The organism is Selenomonadales bacterium 4137-cl, assembly GCA_032334055.1.
Taxonomy (GTDB): domain Bacteria; phylum Bacillota; class Negativicutes; order Sporomusales; family UBA7701; genus Anaeroselena; species Anaeroselena agilis.
Map to the genome: position 1 here is coordinate 2,160,116 of JAUOZS010000001.1, position 15,927 is coordinate 2,176,042.

At 53.7% G+C, this 15,927-nt stretch carries 24 protein-coding genes and 1 pseudogene; 7 read left to right on the plus strand and 18 right to left on the minus strand.

Annotated elements, in window-relative coordinates; all coding sequences use genetic code 11:
* Positions 1-56 precede the first annotated feature (56 nt).
* From Q4T40_11450 to Q4T40_11485, 8 genes are all read right to left on the minus strand, one after another.
* Positions 57-1,829 (minus strand): DEAD/DEAH box helicase, encoded by a 1,773-nt coding sequence (locus Q4T40_11450; GenBank protein ID MDT8901863.1) that lies wholly within the window; start codon positions 1,827-1,829, stop codon positions 57-59.
* A complete protein-coding gene (locus Q4T40_11455; GenBank protein ID MDT8901864.1) occupies positions 1,826-2,200 on the minus strand; it encodes a hypothetical protein in 375 nt (124 codons plus the stop codon). Before Q4T40_11455 ends, Q4T40_11450 begins: the two co-directional genes overlap by 4 nt.
* Entirely contained in the window at positions 2,200-2,400 is a 201-nt protein-coding gene (locus Q4T40_11460; GenBank protein ID MDT8901865.1) for a hypothetical protein, read from the minus strand. The genes Q4T40_11455 and Q4T40_11460 overlap by 1 nt, the downstream gene beginning before the upstream one ends.
* Positions 2,382-3,176 (minus strand): radical SAM protein, encoded by a 795-nt coding sequence (locus Q4T40_11465; GenBank protein ID MDT8901866.1) that lies wholly within the window; start codon positions 3,174-3,176, stop codon positions 2,382-2,384. Before Q4T40_11465 ends, Q4T40_11460 begins: the two co-directional genes overlap by 19 nt.
* Positions 3,177-3,710 (minus strand): hypothetical protein, encoded by a 534-nt coding sequence (locus Q4T40_11470; protein ID MDT8901867.1) that lies wholly within the window; start codon positions 3,708-3,710, stop codon positions 3,177-3,179.
* 274 nt (positions 3,711-3,984) lie between these two features.
* A complete protein-coding gene (locus Q4T40_11475) occupies positions 3,985-4,398 on the minus strand; it encodes a hypothetical protein (protein ID MDT8901868.1) in 414 nt (137 codons plus the stop codon).
* A gap of 12 nt (positions 4,399-4,410) precedes the next feature.
* Positions 4,411-4,557 carry a hypothetical protein gene (locus Q4T40_11480; protein ID MDT8901869.1) on the minus strand — a complete coding sequence of 49 codons (147 nt, stop codon included), beginning with the start codon at positions 4,555-4,557 and terminating at the stop codon, positions 4,411-4,413.
* A gap of 121 nt (positions 4,558-4,678) precedes the next feature.
* A complete protein-coding gene (locus tag Q4T40_11485; protein MDT8901870.1) occupies positions 4,679-4,825 on the minus strand; it encodes a hypothetical protein in 147 nt (48 codons plus the stop codon).
* Between the two features lie 91 nt (positions 4,826-4,916).
* On the opposite strand from Q4T40_11485, the gene Q4T40_11490 reads away from it, so the two are divergent.
* The gene (locus Q4T40_11490; GenBank protein MDT8901871.1) at positions 4,917-5,186 is read left to right on the plus strand and encodes a hypothetical protein; all 270 of its coding nucleotides are present in this window, start codon (positions 4,917-4,919) and stop codon (positions 5,184-5,186) included.
* Positions 5,187-5,225: 39 nt separating this feature from the next.
* On the opposite strand, the gene Q4T40_11495 is transcribed toward Q4T40_11490, so the two are convergent.
* The 6 genes from Q4T40_11495 to Q4T40_11520 form a co-directional block, all read right to left on the minus strand.
* The gene (locus Q4T40_11495) at positions 5,226-5,696 is read right to left on the minus strand and encodes a hypothetical protein (protein ID MDT8901872.1); all 471 of its coding nucleotides are present in this window, start codon (positions 5,694-5,696) and stop codon (positions 5,226-5,228) included.
* A 59-nt stretch (positions 5,697-5,755) separates the two neighbouring features.
* A complete protein-coding gene (locus tag Q4T40_11500) occupies positions 5,756-5,908 on the minus strand; it encodes a hypothetical protein (GenBank protein ID MDT8901873.1) in 153 nt (50 codons plus the stop codon).
* A gap of 13 nt (positions 5,909-5,921) precedes the next feature.
* A complete protein-coding gene (locus tag Q4T40_11505; protein MDT8901874.1) occupies positions 5,922-6,314 on the minus strand; it encodes an ORF6C domain-containing protein in 393 nt (130 codons plus the stop codon).
* Positions 6,311-7,327 (minus strand): hypothetical protein, encoded by a 1,017-nt coding sequence (locus Q4T40_11510; GenBank protein MDT8901875.1) that lies wholly within the window; start codon positions 7,325-7,327, stop codon positions 6,311-6,313. The genes Q4T40_11505 and Q4T40_11510 overlap by 4 nt, the downstream gene beginning before the upstream one ends.
* A gap of 34 nt (positions 7,328-7,361) precedes the next feature.
* Positions 7,362-7,484, minus strand: coding sequence for a hypothetical protein (locus Q4T40_11515; GenBank protein MDT8901876.1), 123 nt, complete (start codon positions 7,482-7,484; stop codon positions 7,362-7,364).
* Positions 7,485-7,950: 466 nt separating this feature from the next.
* Entirely contained in the window at positions 7,951-8,187 is a 237-nt protein-coding gene (locus Q4T40_11520) for a hypothetical protein (GenBank protein ID MDT8901877.1), read from the minus strand.
* 121 nt (positions 8,188-8,308) lie between these two features.
* Here Q4T40_11520 and Q4T40_11525 point away from each other — a divergent pair, with 121 nt between their 5' ends.
* Positions 8,309-8,479, plus strand: a complete 171-nt coding sequence (locus Q4T40_11525; GenBank protein ID MDT8901878.1) for a hypothetical protein — start codon at positions 8,309-8,311, stop codon at positions 8,477-8,479.
* Here Q4T40_11525 and Q4T40_11530 read toward each other — a convergent pair.
* Positions 8,476-8,682, minus strand: coding sequence for a helix-turn-helix transcriptional regulator (locus Q4T40_11530; protein MDT8901879.1), 207 nt, complete (start codon positions 8,680-8,682; stop codon positions 8,476-8,478). The two genes, Q4T40_11525 and Q4T40_11530, sit on opposite strands and share 4 nt — an antisense overlap.
* A 198-nt stretch (positions 8,683-8,880) precedes the next feature.
* Here Q4T40_11530 and Q4T40_11535 point away from each other — a divergent pair, with 198 nt between their 5' ends.
* The 4 genes from Q4T40_11535 (at position 8,881) to Q4T40_11550 (ending at position 13,176) form a co-directional block, all read left to right on the plus strand.
* Positions 8,881-9,297: a helix-turn-helix transcriptional regulator gene (locus Q4T40_11535; protein MDT8901880.1), complete on the plus strand. Its 417-nt coding sequence runs from the start codon at positions 8,881-8,883 to the stop codon at positions 9,295-9,297.
* A 559-nt stretch (positions 9,298-9,856) separates the two neighbouring features.
* Positions 9,857-10,801, plus strand: a complete 945-nt coding sequence (locus tag Q4T40_11540) for a BRCT domain-containing protein (GenBank protein ID MDT8901881.1) — start codon at positions 9,857-9,859, stop codon at positions 10,799-10,801.
* Between the two features lie 20 nt (positions 10,802-10,821).
* On the plus strand, positions 10,822-11,544 hold the full coding sequence (locus tag Q4T40_11545; GenBank protein MDT8901882.1) for a hypothetical protein: 723 nt from the start codon (positions 10,822-10,824) through the stop codon (positions 11,542-11,544).
* An 84-nt stretch (positions 11,545-11,628) separates the two neighbouring features.
* Positions 11,629-13,176 carry a recombinase family protein gene (locus Q4T40_11550; protein MDT8901883.1) on the plus strand — a complete coding sequence of 516 codons (1,548 nt, stop codon included), beginning with the start codon at positions 11,629-11,631 and terminating at the stop codon, positions 13,174-13,176.
* Between the two features lie 28 nt (positions 13,177-13,204).
* Here Q4T40_11550 and Q4T40_11555 read toward each other — a convergent pair.
* Positions 13,205-13,600: pseudogene (locus tag Q4T40_11555) on the minus strand (sigma-70 family RNA polymerase sigma factor).
* 236 nt (positions 13,601-13,836) lie between these two features.
* Entirely contained in the window at positions 13,837-14,457 is a 621-nt protein-coding gene (gene yyaC, locus Q4T40_11560; protein ID MDT8901884.1) for a spore protease YyaC, read from the minus strand.
* A gap of 255 nt (positions 14,458-14,712) precedes the next feature.
* Here yyaC and Q4T40_11565 point away from each other — a divergent pair, with 255 nt between their 5' ends.
* Entirely contained in the window at positions 14,713-15,618 is a 906-nt protein-coding gene (locus Q4T40_11565; protein MDT8901885.1) for a LysR family transcriptional regulator, read from the plus strand.
* Between the two features lie 56 nt (positions 15,619-15,674).
* On the opposite strand, the gene Q4T40_11570 is transcribed toward Q4T40_11565, so the two are convergent.
* Complete coding sequence (locus Q4T40_11570) at positions 15,675-15,899, minus strand: sulfurtransferase TusA family protein (protein MDT8901886.1); 225 nt, start codon at positions 15,897-15,899, stop codon at positions 15,675-15,677.
* Positions 15,900-15,927 lie beyond the last annotated feature (28 nt).

The window sequence follows — 15,927 nt, forward strand, 5'->3', positions numbered from 1 at the left end:
TACTATACCGAGGGGACCTTCTGCCACATCCTCTTGGCCCCTACACCGGCCCGGCTTTATGCCGGGCTTTTAACTTTGTTCAGCTTGATAGCCTTGATCTTCTCGACCAGATTACTCATGTGCTGTGTGGCCACCGTCTGGGCTATAGCGCGGTCCTCTTCGGTCTCCGCCTTGTCTCCCATGAGGCCGAGGAATTGCTCCGTCTTAAGCCCCAGAGCCTCCTGGATAGTCTCGTCGGAGCCGTCCTCGCTAACGAGGTAATAGCAGAGGATGGAGTTTTCCTGCCCGATGCGGTGGGCACGGTCCTCGCATTGGGAGTGGATCGCCGGCGACCAGTCCAGCTCTCCGAATACGACGCTGGTTGCGACCTGGAGGCCGTCGAGGCCGGCCGCCGTCCGGAGAGATATACAGCAGAGGGGCGTCATGCCGCTCTTAAACATCTCCACCGCCTCATTCTTAGCGGCGGCATCTTCCTGGCCGGTGATCTTGCCCGGACGGAATTCCCGCAGCTCCTCCATGTAGATGTCGAACACCGCGTGATGGTAGGCGAACAACAGCACTTTTTCCCCGGCCTCCAGCAGCATCCTGACGAAAGCGCAGACGGCGGAAGCCTTGGCTATTCCGGTAGCCATACGGGCCGCTCCCTCGATCTCCCTCTTCACTCTGCCCTTCTCCAGCATGTCCTTGATGGCGTCGTAACCTTGGGCCTTCTCGACGGCTTCGCGTATCAGGTTGCTGAATACGGCCTGATCGGATTCGATAGGCTCAACCACTCGACGCTTAGGCGGCAGCTCGCCGAGAACGTCGGCCTTGGTGTGGCGGATCATCAGGCCCTCGCGCTTTAGGTAGTCGCCGAGGTTAGCCGGATCGGTGACGATATCGCCGTCGTAGCCATAGCACCATGTTCTCGAAAAGCTCTCCCAGTCCGAGAGGCAATGGAAGTCGATGATGTTCATGACGTTCCATATCTGGCCGCCGCGGCCGTAAATCGGGGTACCGGATAATCCTATGACATTCTCGGCCTTGTCCGCCACCAGCGAGGCGGCGGAGTATTTCTCCGTTTGCCGGTGCCGGAGCTCCTGGATCTCGTCGAAGATCACCGTCTTGAAGCCGTATTCCGGCAGTTCGTTCTTCCAGCCTCGCAGGATGAGGTAGTGCATGATGTAGATGTCAGCAGTCGGCAGGTCGTAGGGTTTCAGTCCCTTGATGACATGGACGAACGGGGGTACTGCCTTGCCCTTGCTAAACAATGTTGGCGCCTGCCCTATCGACGGCGGGAGGTCGAGGAATTGGGCAATCTTGTCGAGCCACCCCAGAATAAGGTGCGGAGGAACGACAATCAGGGCCGGCCAGGCGTTCACCGCTGAGAGGAACGCCAGCGCGATCGGCGTCTTGCCCAGGCCCATCTCGTCAGCGTCGAGTGTTCGCCGGTTGTGCATCAGGTGGGCCAAGCTTTCCTTCTGGTACTCCCTGAGCGTCCCGGTAAATGCCGGCGGGGGCGTGACCTTCGTCGGGGCCTTGTTGATGGCCTCCCGCTTTAGGACATGCTGGACGGTTTCCTCATACGTCTGCCGCCACTTCGCTTCATCGGCGATTCGGAGAGGGTAGCGGAGCATCAGCCAGTTAAGGTCGCCGTTGGTGCGCCGGTTGGTGCGGAAGCGGACGCGGGTGCGGTCATAGGTTTTGGAGCCGGGAAAGAGGCGCTGCGCGATTTCGATGACGCAGGGCTCCCCTTCTATTTCCCAGTCCTGTTTTCGTTCGTTGAAGGTCAGGGTGCCGTAATAATACTCGGCTTCAGAGGGGAACTGCAGGTATTGCGGAACGGTCATAAAGCGATACCCCATAATTTATTGAGTGCGATCAGCAGGCAGGGCTTGCCGCTAATCTCTTTGGGTACGTCGTGGATCAGTTGCTCTACGATAAGGATGATGCCTGTTATCTGATGGCAGGCGGCGTAGCGTTCAATCTGGGCGATCACCGCGAGCTTGGGCGGCTTGCCTTTCTTAACTTCCACCCCGATACCGCCTTCGACGAGGAAGTCGATGCGGCTCCGGGGGCCGAGGCGATATTCCTTCTCCGCAGGCAATCCGGCCTCTCGTAGGACGTCCGCCACCATGGACTGCAACTTGTATTCGTCAATGATCTTGGGGACGCGAAGGCGGCGCAGGGCTGCGGCTACTTCGTCTATTGTCATCATCATCACCCCTCGCATAATGCCTGGCACTCCCACCAGATCAGGCCCTCCAACTCTACCGCCAGCTCCCGCACCCGCGGCGGCTGCACAGGCGTCAGGCCCTCATCTTTGAGCATAGCGGCAATCTTGCGCCAGGCTTCTTCTCCATCGGCGGCCCAGACGCGGCAGGAGCGGACCTGCCGCTGCGTTATTGGGGTACCGAACATCTCGCCACCACTTCCCGGATGCTGTCCTTCCAGGCTACCTTCGGGTTCTGGCGCAGGCAGTGATAGAGCAGCATCGTATTGGTGTCGTTCTGGGCGACCTTCAGCCGAGCGATGGCCTCGGCCAGCTCCGGGCTCTGCTCCTTTACCCGCTGGTCGATCTTGTTCATCTTGCCGATCCAGATGTCGTGGGTGACGTAAATATCGACTGCCTCAACAACGCTGACAGCATTGAGTACGCCGCCCAGGTTTGGCTCGATAGAGACGGAGGTGTTGAAGCCGGCTGCTCTGGCAAACAAAAGTGATTTAATGCGCTCCTCCGGCGGCGGCGCCCCCGGCTCCCATAGTGCGCAGGTGTCGGCGTCCATGCTGCCGATGGTGAATCGGAAAAGTATTTGCCGGCGGTAATCGGTAAGCTCCGCGCAGAGCCGCTCGATGCAATCGAGGTGAGGTTTGCTGACGATCAGGACATCATTGCCAGCGGCGAGCATGCGACTGAGGGCAATGACGGCCGACTCCAGGTAGATCGACGTAATGTCGTGGGTGGTGGGAAACATGATTACGTCGTCGGCTTTGCTATACCAGCGCTTGTCGACGGCCGCCTGGTTGATGCGCTCGGTTGTCCAGTCCTCCGGCCGGATGCGCTTCCATCGGTCGACGGCGTCGGCCCGGGCGTAGCAATAGGCGCAGTTGTGGCTGCAGCCGCGGCCGATGTTGTAGCGATGCTTGGCCCATTCGTCAACGCCGGTGCCGGCGCGTTCGCGGGTGAAGGGGTCCATTTATACCGCCTCCCGTTGTCTAGCTTGAAGAGGCAATAAATACTTGCTAACTATGCCCACGATTGGGCAGATAAGGTGCTTACCGTTGATAAGAACAGTGCTGTTGGGGTTGTCGGCCTGCTGCTCTGCTGTCTTGATGACGTTGAAAATGTCGATGTACTTTTGGTCTATCAGGACATACCCGCCGTCGCGGGCAAGGTAAGCTTTGTCATTATGCTCTGTCAATCCGGTCAGTTCGAGAGTAACATTTTGGGCATTGATGGCACTTGCGATTATGCCGCGGGCACTCTCGGGGAAGTCTTTGTGCGGGCGCTGATTGCCGGGATAATACCACCCATTTACCTCGCGGAGCCGCAGTGACGCCTGAACGTGCCATAGCTCGTCGTCACTCAGCACAAGCATGATCTGCGTGTTGGTTACAAGGTTTATTCCATCGTCGCCACTATATAGGCCAACTTGATGGCCCCGAAGCGCGGCGATCACCTTTGACATGTTGAGCTCAGGAATAGGCTTTACCACTGAACGACTTGCCATCTACCGCGCCCCCTTCCGGGCACAGCAAAAGCCGCAGGGTTTCCGCGGCTTATTTCGTTTGGCCTTCTTTTTCATATCTCTCATCTCCCAAAATCAGATTCGAGGAGCGGGCCGGGGGCCGTAATGGCCCCCATCTGGCCCCTGTAACAGTATGAGGTTACTGATTATCTAGCCGCCTTTGTCGTGTTCCCGGCCGTCAGGCGAGGTGTATCCGTTTTCAACCGGGCGGGCGGCGCATAGGCACCACCTCGGCTTTCTTCATGGGGTTCGGTGATTAGGCAATTTCGAAGTGCTTTTGCACGAGCGCTTTTACCGTACCGTAGTTGTGGTGTTCATAAATGCGCTCCTTAATTAAAACTCGGGTATAACCACGAGATGCTTTTTTGCTCTCATCTCGGTAATAATTCGAATCGCTCAAGCAATCGTCCAAAAGCGTATGGTTGATAAAGTAGATGTCTCCTTGGTCGTTGACGTTATAGCGGCGACGAATTTTGCTGTCCTTGTAATAATCGAGGTCGCCGTAACGATAATCTCTCTTCTCGTCAGATACCCTTTTATAGCTCTCCAAGTCTTCCGTCAGAAGTTTTGCCTTTGCTAAAAACATCTCGGTATCAAACTTGACGATAAACATGTGGTAAGAGTGGTAGAATTGGCTGACGATGAGCGTATATTTGAAATCTGAATCCAAGAAAAAACCTCCTTATGCGCAGTCCCCGCCCGGCCGGCCGCCGGTGAGCAGCTGCTTCGTCTTTACGATCCGTATGGTCCGCGCGCTGATCTGCCGGCGCCGCCCGTCGATCATGTGGCTGTTCGCCAGCCAGGCAGTGAGGTCGATTACTTTGCTCATCCCAGCGGCCTCCAGTCTGTGCAGCCGCACCAACATACTCCCGGTCGAGGGTTGGGGCGGGTGAATCTTAGCGTGTGTCCATTGCCGCAGATCCAGCGGCGGTATAGTTCGAGCATGGCCGTCACCTCGTTTCGTTCAGGTTGACGTAGGGCTTTTCACATTGGCGGTTGTCGTGGACCTTGACGACCTTTCTCTTCTCGCTGTCCCACATGGTTGAGTATTTGGGGCCTAAAGGCAGTCCGCAGGCCGCACACTTGGGTTTTGCCATCGGTGTCTCCTTGTTCCATAGATTTACCAGTTGATTTTCTCTCCGAGCGGGAATATAATCAGTTTTACCAAACACACGTTCGGAGGTAATTATGGAAAGGCAGTTTTTGCGGATCGTGGCCGAGCACGATCAGGACGGGAACATCCGGCCGCTGCTTATCAAGTGGAAGGATGGCAGATGCTTTACGGTTGACAGGGTCCTTGACGTTCGCCAGGCTCCTGCGTTAGCCGCCGGTGGTCTGGGTATCAGATACCACTGCCGTATTCACGGGAAGGAGTATTATCTGTTCTGCGACGAGGGCAAGTGGTTTGTCGAGCGGCCGGAATCTTCACGTCCTCTAAGGGAGGGAAAAGGCAGGTAGTTGACTAGGATTATTGATCGGTGTAAAATATAGGTGAGTTCACTTAACCGCCTTGATGGCGGCTTTTTCTTTTATAGGGACCAGTAAGAGCGAGAAAGCTGATCTGACGAGTTCGGTTAATTCCTTGGTGCATCTGTTCCATACGGGGATTTCCTGCTCGTCCACGCGGTTGTCGCGACAGATCCTGGCGATCTCTTTTTGCACCGCGCCGGCGTCGTCCATTTCGACCTGTAGGTCGCAGTAGCTGGACGATAGTTCCCTGATAGGAACTTCCGGAAGCAAGGCGGCGCCGACTTTGTTTTCCCGCAGGTATATGTAGCCGAGCCAGGGTGCGTCCAGGTGCTCCATCAGCTGCAACATGGTGTCATCGCTCGGCAGGCCGCCGCTGCGGTATGTGCTCACGGTGGTCCGGCTGACGCTGCAAAGCTCGGCCAAGCCTTCGACGGAGATTTGTTTGGCGTCCATCGCCGCTATAAGGGCATTTGCAAACAGTCTGTTTATGGCAATCACCCCCTTCCTACGGTATTATTAAGGTAATCTCTCACCCATCGCCCTTCGGGGCTCTCTTTTTAGAACCGGCCGAGCAGATGCGCGGCGAGAATATGGCCAGAGAAGTAGACGACGGCGCCGAACAGGAATGTTCTCAGGAGTGCTGCCCTGACTCTGGCCAGTAGTTTGGCGTTGGCTTGTTGACGCTGATCGCGCAGGATATCGGCTAACATATGTACCTCCTTCCTAGGCCGCCCCGAGGTATTCCCAGTCGCCGACGTATTTCATGGCGTGGTCGAACATCATCAAAGGAATGTCCCGGTAGCTCGGCACCTGGTAAACGTCTTTCAAGGCGGAATACAGGGCGGCAAAGTAAACTTTGCTGTGTTCCCGGTAAGCTTTTTCGGAGGGGAGCATCTCCCTCACACGCCGGCCGATTGCCTTCTGAAGCGCCCGCTGCTGGTTGTAGTCGATGTGCAGCTTGGTTTCCACCTTGTCCTCCAGGGTGGCCACTTTACTCTCCAGCTTGACGACCTTCCCGGCGAAGCCCTCGACGGTGCTTAGCATCATCTGAAGCGCCTGAAGCGTTTCTTCGGGAGAGAGTTCCCGTCGCCCGCCGACTATAGCCAGATTGCTCATACGTCGATAACCTCCACTCTTTTAATGTTGTTCAGCAGTTCGTCGATCTCGTCGCACCAGGCGCGAACGGAGCCGACGAGAGTCAACAGGTTTTCCTTCATGGGCTCGTTGGTGCGGATCTCGGATAACGGCTTGGAATACTTGGCGGGGGCCAGTCGCTTGATAAGTTCCTCGGTGTCGGCAATAAATGGGCCAAGGGCAAGCGAGGCGTTGATCTGGGACGCAAGGTCGCTACGCTTTTCCTGGAGACTGGAAATCGCCGTCTCCATCTCGGCCAGCTTTTCTTCGCTGGCTTCAAGGGTAGCAACCCGTTTTTCCATAATGCCCACCCGGGCGGCCGCCTTGCTTACGACCTCGTAGTCCGCCGGCGCCACAGTGGGCCGGGCCTTCAGTTCCTGTTCGAGCTTCGTTTTCTGCCGGAGGAGTTCCTGATAGTCCTTGTGGCTGGTGATGTCGCCGTCGAGCACTCGCTGAGTAAGCTCCGGGTCGGCGCTGGGCTTGGCGATCTCGCGGGCCAGAGTGTACGGCACCTTCTCGATGAGTTCCCTTTTCTCCGCGTGGCGGAGAATTAAACCGTGGTAGTTGATGAGTTCGTAAGCTGTTGATTCCTTAATCCCCAGGCTGGCCACCCATTTGCCAAAGCAGCCGTAACGATGTTTTGCCAGTCTCTCCTGCGCCTCTTTGAGTTCCTGACCGACGTCGAAGCGCGTGCGGTGCATATAGCCGCCGATGATAGTTTCCTTCTGACGAAGATAACCGGCGGTCTCGGCGTCGATCTGGCTGTAGTCAAACGTCGAAGGTGGCGTCATAAGGTCGATGTTGTCGGGCAGTTGAGTAGGCTTGTCCTCCCTCGGGGCGTCTGCGGAATTGAGCACCGACTTTGTTTTCATGAGCAGCGCCCATGTGCAGCGGGCGGCGCAGTCGGTGTCGCACTCAGCGCAGCAGGTTATCCCCCGGTTAGCGGCGTCCTCGCCGCACTTTACGCAGCCGTCGTGTTTATGCTGGCAGTCCAATATATCATCACTCCTTTCTTACCGTGGCCCCAGCCTAGCGGCTACTTTCCTCAAATTTAACCTTACGGTGGCAGATGCAGCACTTCGTATGTTTGCGAGCGATATAGGCGTTTTGCTTGCCGATGCTGCCATGCTTGGGACAGGTGTACGTTTTCATCGCTCTCTCTCCTTTACAATCACACACTTCAGATCGTGCGCACATTCAGGGAAATGCCCGCACTTAAAGCAGCACACCGGCCGGCGCCCGTCGTTGTAGCATGGCCCCTTTATGCATAGCTCGCCCTCAACCAGGTTCGGACAAGTCAGTTCGCATTTGCGATCCGGAATTTGAAATGTCTTGGGCTGTTTATATGTACACCCCTGGCATTTTTCGTGAGGGAATTCGTAAAGGAAGTTGCAAAAACCGATTTTGTCGCAATAAAAGCAGTCTTTATCGGGTTCTATGGTGACGCGATCTATGGCGGGCATTTCGATTCCCCCTCCTCACTGATTTATCTCTCGGTGCAGCCGCCACAGTAAAAGCAGAGTGACTACTGCAAAGCCGATCAGCAGGACATCATACCTGCCGGAATCTATGGCCGCAAAAAATGCCTGCATAGCTTGTCCACCTCCGCAGCAGCCGGTCATATGATCCGGCGCTGACCGTCTTTTTCGGCCTCGGCGTTGAGGCGCAGTTTCGTCTCATCCGACAGGGAGTTCCACACTGCCCAACTCGCATGGTGAAAGTCGGCCAGTATCTGCTTTTTACGCTCCTCGGTCATCGGCGGCGGCGCCACCACATGAACCACTGTATTGCCGAATTTATAAGTGGCCGCGTATTTATCCGCCATCGTCATCACCTCGGTAATTATATGAAGCACCGGGTTGTCTCGTTGCTTCAAAAAACATGCTATCAAACTGATATCAGAACGATAGCGCCGCGCAATTCGTCCGGCCTTGATATGATATGTCTGGGGTAAATACCTCAAGGAGGCCGCCCAGATGCTGAAGCCTTTTCTTCTCCGCATCGAAAGAATCTATATAAGGAAGTTGGAATACATAGGGGATCGAAACGGGCGGTCGATCAATAAGGAGATCAGACAAGTGCTGGTGAAGTACGTGGAACAGTTCGAGCATAAGTATGGGAAGATTGAAGTGAATGATAAGGACTAGGCAGCCGTTTCTTCGCTAGGAACAAAACGTGCTTCAAGCTTCAGAACCTCGCACGCTTTAGCCATTGTGGTCTCATTCCAGCGGCGGTCGCCTTTCAATAGGTCGGATATGTAATTGATGCTGTAGCCCATTCGCCCGGCGAGGGCCGTGATGTTTATGTCGAGCTCTTTCATTCGGGTTTTTACCACTTTTGTGAAGTTCATTGTTTCACCACCTCGATTAAATAATAAGCTATATGACGAACAATGACAAAGCGCGCAACTCGTCATATTGACGATAATTTATAAACGGGCATCACAATTCGTCGTTTAGCTTGTTTTATCTTTAATTATCGTCATATAGCTTATTGAGTCGTAATCTATACGCTGATAAAATGAACTCAGCGAATAGCGGGGATGATAATGATGTACGAGAAAACACTTCCAAATAGTTTGAGAAGTATACGAAAGTCTAAAAAGTTGAGCGGCAACTATATTGCCGCTCAACTTGGAATAACACCTCAGTATTACTATGACCTTGAAACAGGTCGGCGCAGGCTTAATTCCGACCTCCTTATGGGACTTGTATCAACTTTCAATTGCACAGCCGACGAAATATTAAAAGTTCCTGGCCAAAATCTTACCAACAAATATTGTCAAAAAGTCGCAGATAAAATTATTGATGTTTCACCCCTAATCCCAGAAGAACTAAAAAAAGAAGCCGGCTCTGATGTAGCTTGGGGCCAGCTCCGCAAGGACGCGGAAAGCAATGATATTTCGCCCGAGGAATTACGGGCTATGCTCGAAGCGCTCAAAAAAATAAAAAAACCGGGCAATTAAGCCCGGTCATTGCAAGTCTTTCAAACTGGGGTCTATAAATAGTACGCTTCCGATCACGATCCAATCCCAATTTTTCAATGGACAGTACACTATCTCCTGTACGTTGTGAGCTGCGACGATATCAGCAATCAGGCCCCTGTTTTCCATATCAAGACCTCCGGAATTAGAACATATGTTCTATTTTCTGTTTATTGCAACCAACTCCTGCCTTCTCTTCGAACTTTATTCCGCCATTTTTCGACAAGCAAAATATAAAGCCGCCCGGTATTCAGGCGGCGGATAAGATAAGCATCTTTTCATCACCTCGGCGTTATTATTTTGGTAACTTGTGGAAGGCGAGAGCGATATCAGAATGATATCATCGGCCCAAAATGATTGTAGCCAGCCCCTACGGCTGGCCATTACATCTATGCGCTATAGAAAATTCAATATTTTTTATTTAATACCTTCTCTGTAAACTAACACCAGCAGCTTATTTTTTCGGGACGTTAGTCCCTATCCACCAAGCAGTCGCGGCACAGTCATGGCCGCTATTTTTATTGTCGGGAGGGAGTTTTTTATGAGTAACGCACGGCTTGCACACTATGAGTCACAGCGTTATAGGCTTTTCACCAGCAAAGCCGAGGTGGATAAGGCGCTACATACTCTCGAAGGCATATTAAAAGGCATAGGTATCGACGAAAAAATAAACATCACTGAAGTCGAAGAGTTAGTGCACTGGTACTACGAGTATATGAATATGGCCAATTTGCACCCTTTTTCAGAGATAATTCCTTTGGTTTACCAGTCTCTTCAAGATAACGTCTTAGAACAGGAAGAAGTTAATGATATTCTCTGGCTTTGCAACAATTTTAAAACCGATAGTTTATACTATGATGTTGTTACATCTGATTTGCAAAGACTCCAGGGCATGCTTCACGGGATACTATCCGATAACGAAATAACGGAAGAAGAAATGCTCGGCCTACAAAAATGGCTTAACGATAACGAGCATTTGGCGTCGTCTTTTCCTTACGACGAAGTATACAGCTTGTCAGTAACCGCAATGGCGGATGGCGAACTTTCCGAAGATGAAAGGCGGTTCCTAAAAGGCTATTTTGCAGAATTCACCAATATCGACCATTCTAAGACTATTAACCGAGCAGAAATTGAAAGCCTAAAAAAGAGTATGTGTCTACAAGGGATATGCTCTATGACTCCTGATCTTTCAATAAAGGACAAGCATTATTGCTTTACCGGAATATCATCAAAAATTACTCGGAATGGTTTTGCAAATATTATCACTGCTCTGGGCGGTATTTATAAAAATTCGATTTCAGCCGGAACGGATTATCTCGTAATTGGGAATGATGGCAACCCTTGCTGGGCCTTTTCTTGTTACGGACGAAAAGTCGAATGCGCTGTTAATCTTAGGAAAAATGGCCACAAAATACTGCTGGTACACGAAAACGATTTCTGGGATTTCTATGACGATCACATTTCGGTTAATTCCGAAAAAGCATAAGGCTATTGGAGGTGTTTTCAATGGAGTTAAGCCCTGAAGAGAAACAAAAAATTTATCTGGAGGAAAAGGCGCGGCTGGACGCCCAGGAGCAAGCCAAGAAAGAAAAAAATGCGGCCACCAATAAAAAGGGATGCTTCGGGTGCCTCGGGGTTATAGTTATTATTTTGATCGTCGGATCTCTCGCCGGATCATGCGGAGACACGAAGAAAACGACCACAAAACCGATTGTCAGTCAACAGCAAACAGCGCAAGCCATAAAGCAACAACCGAAAGTAAAGACGTACAGGTCCGGCCAGTATAAAGTAGGTGTGGATATACCTGCCGGCGAGTATATTGCCATTGCAAGAGATAAAGCTTACATAGAGATTGCAAAAAACGCCACCGGAACACTGGACAGTATCCTGGCAAACGATATTTTCCTTAATAGAAGTATAATAAGTGTAAATGACGGCGAGTTCTTAAAAATTCAGGGCTGCGAGCTTTATTCGTTTAAAGATGCCCCGAAACCTCAAGAGAGAAACGGATTTCTCCCTTCCGGGATGTACAAGGTTGGCGTCGATCTGCCTGCCGGAGAATACAAAATCATATCGGAAGGCGGCCAGAGCTATGCTGAAATTAGCAGCACGAGCCGCCATACACTCGACGACATAATTTCGAATGAACTGTTTACCAACGAAATGTATATTCAGGTCTCAAACGGTCAGTATGTTAAACTATTTATGGCTAAAGTCAAAATAAAGTAAGTCCCTTTTCTGTACAAGGATTTTAATAAGACATATCGAACCATAGCCCCTACAAGGGGCTTTCTTCTTAAACGGAGGTACCGGATGCAGCAGCGCAAAGACTTAGAACCAGCTTGCCTATATCTTCGCAAATCCAGGGAAGACCGCGAAGCCGAAGCTCGCGGCGAAAAGGAAACCCTGGAGAAGCATCGCAAGACCCTTTACAAGCTGGCCAAGGATTATAACGTCAACATAACTGGCGTTTTCCCCGAAGTGGAAAGCGGCGAATTCATCATCCACCGGCCGGAAATGGTGAAGCTTCTCCGCGAGATCAGCGAGGGCAAATGGCGCTCGGTATGGGTAATGGAAATCGACCGGCTCGGCCGCGGCGACATGGAAGACCAGGGCTATATCCAGAAAACGTTTAAGCAGTCCGGCACATTGATCGTCACGCCGAGGAAGATATACGACCTCAATGACGAGATGGACGAAGAGTATACTGAGTTCGAGCAATTCATGGCCCGAAAGGAATTCAAGATCATCAACCGCCGGCTGCAGCGCGGGAGAAAGGAAGCCGCCTCCGAAGGGTTTTATCTCGGCGCCCGGCCGCCGTATGGGTACAACGTCGAGAAAACAACAAAGGGTAGGATCTTGGTCCCCCACCCCGAACAGGCGCCGGTGGTCAAACTTATCTTCGACCTCTATGTCAGCGGGATGGGCGGACACAAAATCGCTGCCGAGCTGAACCGCCTCGGACACTCCACCTATTCCGGCAAGCCGTGGGAATCGTCATCTGTGCTGTTCGTAATCAAAAATGAAGTGTACTCCGGCCGGATCCAGTGGCGCAAGAAAGAGGAGAAAAAGTCTCTCGACCCGGGTAAGAAGCAAACGGTACGCACCCGCCCCCGGCAGGAGTGGATAGACGTGCAGGGGCGGCACGAGCCTCTGGTTGCCCCTGAGACGTTCGCAAAGGCACAGGAGATACTGAGGGGCCGGTATCATGTTCCTTATCAACTGAACGGGCTTGTGAATCCACTGGCCGGGTTTATCAGGTGCGATATGTGCGGCGGAGCGATGGTGCTGAGGACGTACCGTAAGCAGCAGCCCCATCTCATCTGCTATAATACGAAATGCCGAAACAAGAGCACCCGGTTCGAGTATGTCGAGGAGCGGATGGTCGAGGGGCTGGCAGCCTGGCTTCATAAGTATCGGATGGAATGGGACGCACATAAGCAGCCGGAGGCCACTGATACGATAGCGACCGTAAAGGAACAGACGCTAAAGAGCCTAAATAAGGAACTGCAGGAGATGGAGAAGCAGAAGAGCAGCCTGCACGATTTCCTTGAGCGCGGCATCTATGACGAGCAGACTTTCCTCGATCGCGCCCATGTCGTCTCACAGCGGATCTCGGACACCCAAACCGCCATTGCCGAGACGGAGAAGGTGCTGATAATGGAGCAGAAGCGCCGGCGGGTGCGGCGCGAGATTATCCCCAAAGTGGAGCAGGCCCTGAAGCTATATAGAAAAAGCACCGACCCGGCGGCAAAGAATGACCTGCTCAGATCGGTGCTCGATTATGCGATTTATCGAAAAGAACGCTGGCAAGAAAAAGACGATTTTACCCTGGTTTTATACCCAAAGCTCACTGAATGACGCTTTTTTGTGCCCGTCACAGGTAAAGTGTTAGCGGTATCTCATTACCCTCCTTGTCGACGCCGATGGGATCGTAGAGACTGACTTCGGTGCGGGTGCGCCGGGTGCTGCGGAAGTGCATGAGAATCTCGTTTTCGATGCAGCGCGCGGCGTAGGTGGCCAGCCTGGTCTTCTTCCCCTGGTCGAAGGTATTGATGGCCTTAATCAGGCCGATGGTACCGATCGATATCAGGTCGTCGATCTCCTCGCCGGTGTTGTCGAATTTCTTGACGATATGGGCTACCAGACGCAGGTTCCTTTCGATCAGCACGTTGCGGGCTTTCTCGTCGCCGCTCTTGAGGCGCTCAAGATAGTGCTGCTCCTCTTTCTCCGACAGCGGCAGCGGGAAGGTGTTGTTGGTCAGATACGCGACCAGGAGATACAGCCCTTTGGCGACGGCGGCCGCGAGGACCGCGAAAAAAGAAACCAATACCCTTCACCCCCGCAAAGACTTGTGCTTCATTGTATGGGTGCGAGGGGAAAGATGTGCCTGTTAAGTACTGGAAGGGCGAGGGAAGCCGTGTACCGGCGGGAAAAAATAGTGTATACTTTCACCAGGAGCGTGATTCGTTATGGAGCAGTATATCGGCGATCTCGGCGTTTTTTTCGCCGCCGCGCTGGTCATTCTCTACCTGATGTGGGACCGCCTGTTCCCCCGCTGACCCGGCTGACGACGGCGGCGGCGTCCCTGGCGGCCATGCGGCCGAGCACATCGGCGAGCGCTTCGCCGATGACCCGGCTTAGTTTTACCACCACGGCCAGCGGGGTGTTCTGGAGATCGAGATAGCCCAGATGGCCGCCGGCATTGACGACGCCAACGATGGAAACATGGCCTACGCAGGGCAGGCGGTTGCCTACGGCGATGCCTGCTTCGATGCCGCCTTCCCATGCTTCGATGTTGCCTATTTCCCCCGCCCGGCCCAGGCAAGCGTCGACAGCGACGATGATCGCGTGGGGATGACGGGCGGTTATCATGCCCACGGTCTCCACCAGGTTGCCGGCGTGCACCGGGTGGTCGAGGCTGCCGTAAACGGTGCAGGCGCCGTATTCTTCCAGATGGCTGCCCACCAGCGGCCCGAGGGCGTCGCCGGTGTAGCGGTCGGACCCGATGCACAGCGCAATGATCGGCCTTATGGCGATGCCTTCCTGCCTGTTCAGCAGACGCCAGCAATGCCCGGCCAGCCTGGCGACGATTTCGCCCTCCCTAAGGTTGACAATCAGCTTGTCGTCCGCTTTGCCCATTATCCCCCTCCCCCTGCGTAATTCATTAATCCTTATGCATCGGGAGGGCAATTGTTGCCAAAAAGCTGGCGCGGCGTGGCCTGGACTCTTCTTCCGCAAAGCCTCAGCTCTGCCGGGTATCGCTAAAACTGATACTGCACGACCGGGTATAACTTATTGGTTATATCACGAACAAGATGATGAATATGGCCAGGACGGTCACACGGCGTCTATCCATGTTATAATTTACACATATTCAGCCGGGAGGTCGATGCTATGCAACTAGGGCAATTTGACCTGTTTTGCCAGGTGGCGCGCGTCAAAAGCTTTTCCAAAGCAGCAAAACTGCTTCATATTTCCCAGCCGGCGATCAGCGCCCAGATTCATTCCATGGAAGAGTTCTACGGCATCAAGCTGTTCGAGCGGACCCCCCACGGCGTTACGCTTACGCCGGCGGGCACAGTGCTGTTCGACTACGCCAAACAGATCCTCGAACTGCACGAAGACCTGGAACGCAAACTCACCGGCATGGCCGACGAAAAGAACCAGAAGCTCGTCGTCGGCGCCACGCCCACCGTCGGCGGCCACGCCCTCGCCTGCGGCATCTGGACCTTCAAGGACAAGTATCCCGACCTGCAGATCAACCTGGAGATCGACAATCCCCAGGAAATCGTCACCAAGATATACGACAAGGACGTCGATCTGGCCATCGTCGAGTGCCCCGTCCGCAACTTCAAGGGGCTGACCGTCAAGAACGTGTTCACCGACGAGCTTGTGGCCATCGTCCCCAACAACGCCCACTGGGCGGGCCGGACCACCGTCACGCTCGACGAGCTGCTCAAAAACCGGCTGATTCTCCGCGAGGAAGGGTCGGAGCTCCACCTGCTCCTCGACGAAGCGCTCAGGCCGCTCAACCTGCGCTTCGCGGACCTCAAGCCGAGCACTTCCATCTCGAGCGCCAGCGCCATCAAGACGGCGGTCGAAAACGGCCACGGCGTATCGATCGGCCTCAGGCTGACCGTGCAAAAGGAACTGCGCCACGGCAATATCCTCGCCCTGACGATCGAGAATGTCGACCCGCGCGTGGAATACAACCTCGTCTACCGCGACGACGACCTGACCGGCGTCGCCAAGCGCTTCATCCGCTTCATCACCTCGCCGGGCGAGCTGGAAGTCTGCTAGCGCCTTTAAGTACAAAGACCCGGTTGCGAACGCAACCGGGTCTTTTCATATTGCTGTTATTTTATGATCTTGACCTGCCAGACGCCCTTCTCCACTTCCTCGACATCGAAGCGGTGGCCGTTCTTGTCGGCCCAGGCCAGGATATTGCGGACCGAACGGCTGAAGTCGGATTCGATCACCAGGCAGTCGCCGCTGGCCATCGTCTCCAGCTTAGCCTGCGCCATGAGCAGGGGGTGCGGGCAGGTTTCCCCCAGCATATCGAGATAATGCATCGCCATCATATCCCCCTCCCTGAACAAGCTATATTCG

Coding starts and splice junctions, on each gene's coding strand:
- Q4T40_11490 (MDT8901871.1), top strand. CDS start 4,917: ATGGAAAGGCAGTTTTTGCGGATCGTGGCCGAGCACGATCAGGACGGG.
- Q4T40_11455 (MDT8901864.1), bottom strand. CDS start 2,200: ATGATGATGACAATAGACGAAGTAGCCGCAGCCCTGCGCCGCCTTCGC.
- Q4T40_11505 (MDT8901874.1), bottom strand. CDS start 6,314: ATGAGCAATCTGGCTATAGTCGGCGGGCGACGGGAACTCTCTCCCGAA.
- Q4T40_11485 (MDT8901870.1), bottom strand. CDS start 4,825: ATGGCAAAACCCAAGTGTGCGGCCTGCGGACTGCCTTTAGGCCCCAAA.
- Q4T40_11540 (MDT8901881.1), top strand. CDS start 9,857: ATGAGTAACGCACGGCTTGCACACTATGAGTCACAGCGTTATAGGCTT.
- Q4T40_11470 (MDT8901867.1), bottom strand. CDS start 3,710: ATGGCAAGTCGTTCAGTGGTAAAGCCTATTCCTGAGCTCAACATGTCA.
- Q4T40_11465 (MDT8901866.1), bottom strand. CDS start 3,176: ATGGACCCCTTCACCCGCGAACGCGCCGGCACCGGCGTTGACGAATGG.
- Q4T40_11550 (MDT8901883.1), top strand. CDS start 11,629: ATGCAGCAGCGCAAAGACTTAGAACCAGCTTGCCTATATCTTCGCAAA.
- Q4T40_11545 (MDT8901882.1), top strand. CDS start 10,822: ATGGAGTTAAGCCCTGAAGAGAAACAAAAAATTTATCTGGAGGAAAAG.
- Q4T40_11480 (MDT8901869.1), bottom strand. CDS start 4,557: ATGAGCAAAGTAATCGACCTCACTGCCTGGCTGGCGAACAGCCACATG.
- Q4T40_11535 (MDT8901880.1), top strand. CDS start 8,881: ATGATGTACGAGAAAACACTTCCAAATAGTTTGAGAAGTATACGAAAG.
- Q4T40_11525 (MDT8901878.1), top strand. CDS start 8,309: ATGCTGAAGCCTTTTCTTCTCCGCATCGAAAGAATCTATATAAGGAAG.
- Q4T40_11515 (MDT8901876.1), bottom strand. CDS start 7,484: ATGAAAACGTACACCTGTCCCAAGCATGGCAGCATCGGCAAGCAAAAC.
- Q4T40_11460 (MDT8901865.1), bottom strand. CDS start 2,400: ATGTTCGGTACCCCAATAACGCAGCGGCAGGTCCGCTCCTGCCGCGTC.
- yyaC (MDT8901884.1), bottom strand. CDS start 14,457: ATGGGCAAAGCGGACGACAAGCTGATTGTCAACCTTAGGGAGGGCGAA.
- Q4T40_11570 (MDT8901886.1), bottom strand. CDS start 15,899: ATGATGGCGATGCATTATCTCGATATGCTGGGGGAAACCTGCCCGCAC.
- Q4T40_11530 (MDT8901879.1), bottom strand. CDS start 8,682: ATGAACTTCACAAAAGTGGTAAAAACCCGAATGAAAGAGCTCGACATA.
- Q4T40_11450 (MDT8901863.1), bottom strand. CDS start 1,829: ATGACCGTTCCGCAATACCTGCAGTTCCCCTCTGAAGCCGAGTATTAT.
- Q4T40_11500 (MDT8901873.1), bottom strand. CDS start 5,908: ATGTTAGCCGATATCCTGCGCGATCAGCGTCAACAAGCCAACGCCAAA.
- Q4T40_11565 (MDT8901885.1), top strand. CDS start 14,713: ATGCAACTAGGGCAATTTGACCTGTTTTGCCAGGTGGCGCGCGTCAAA.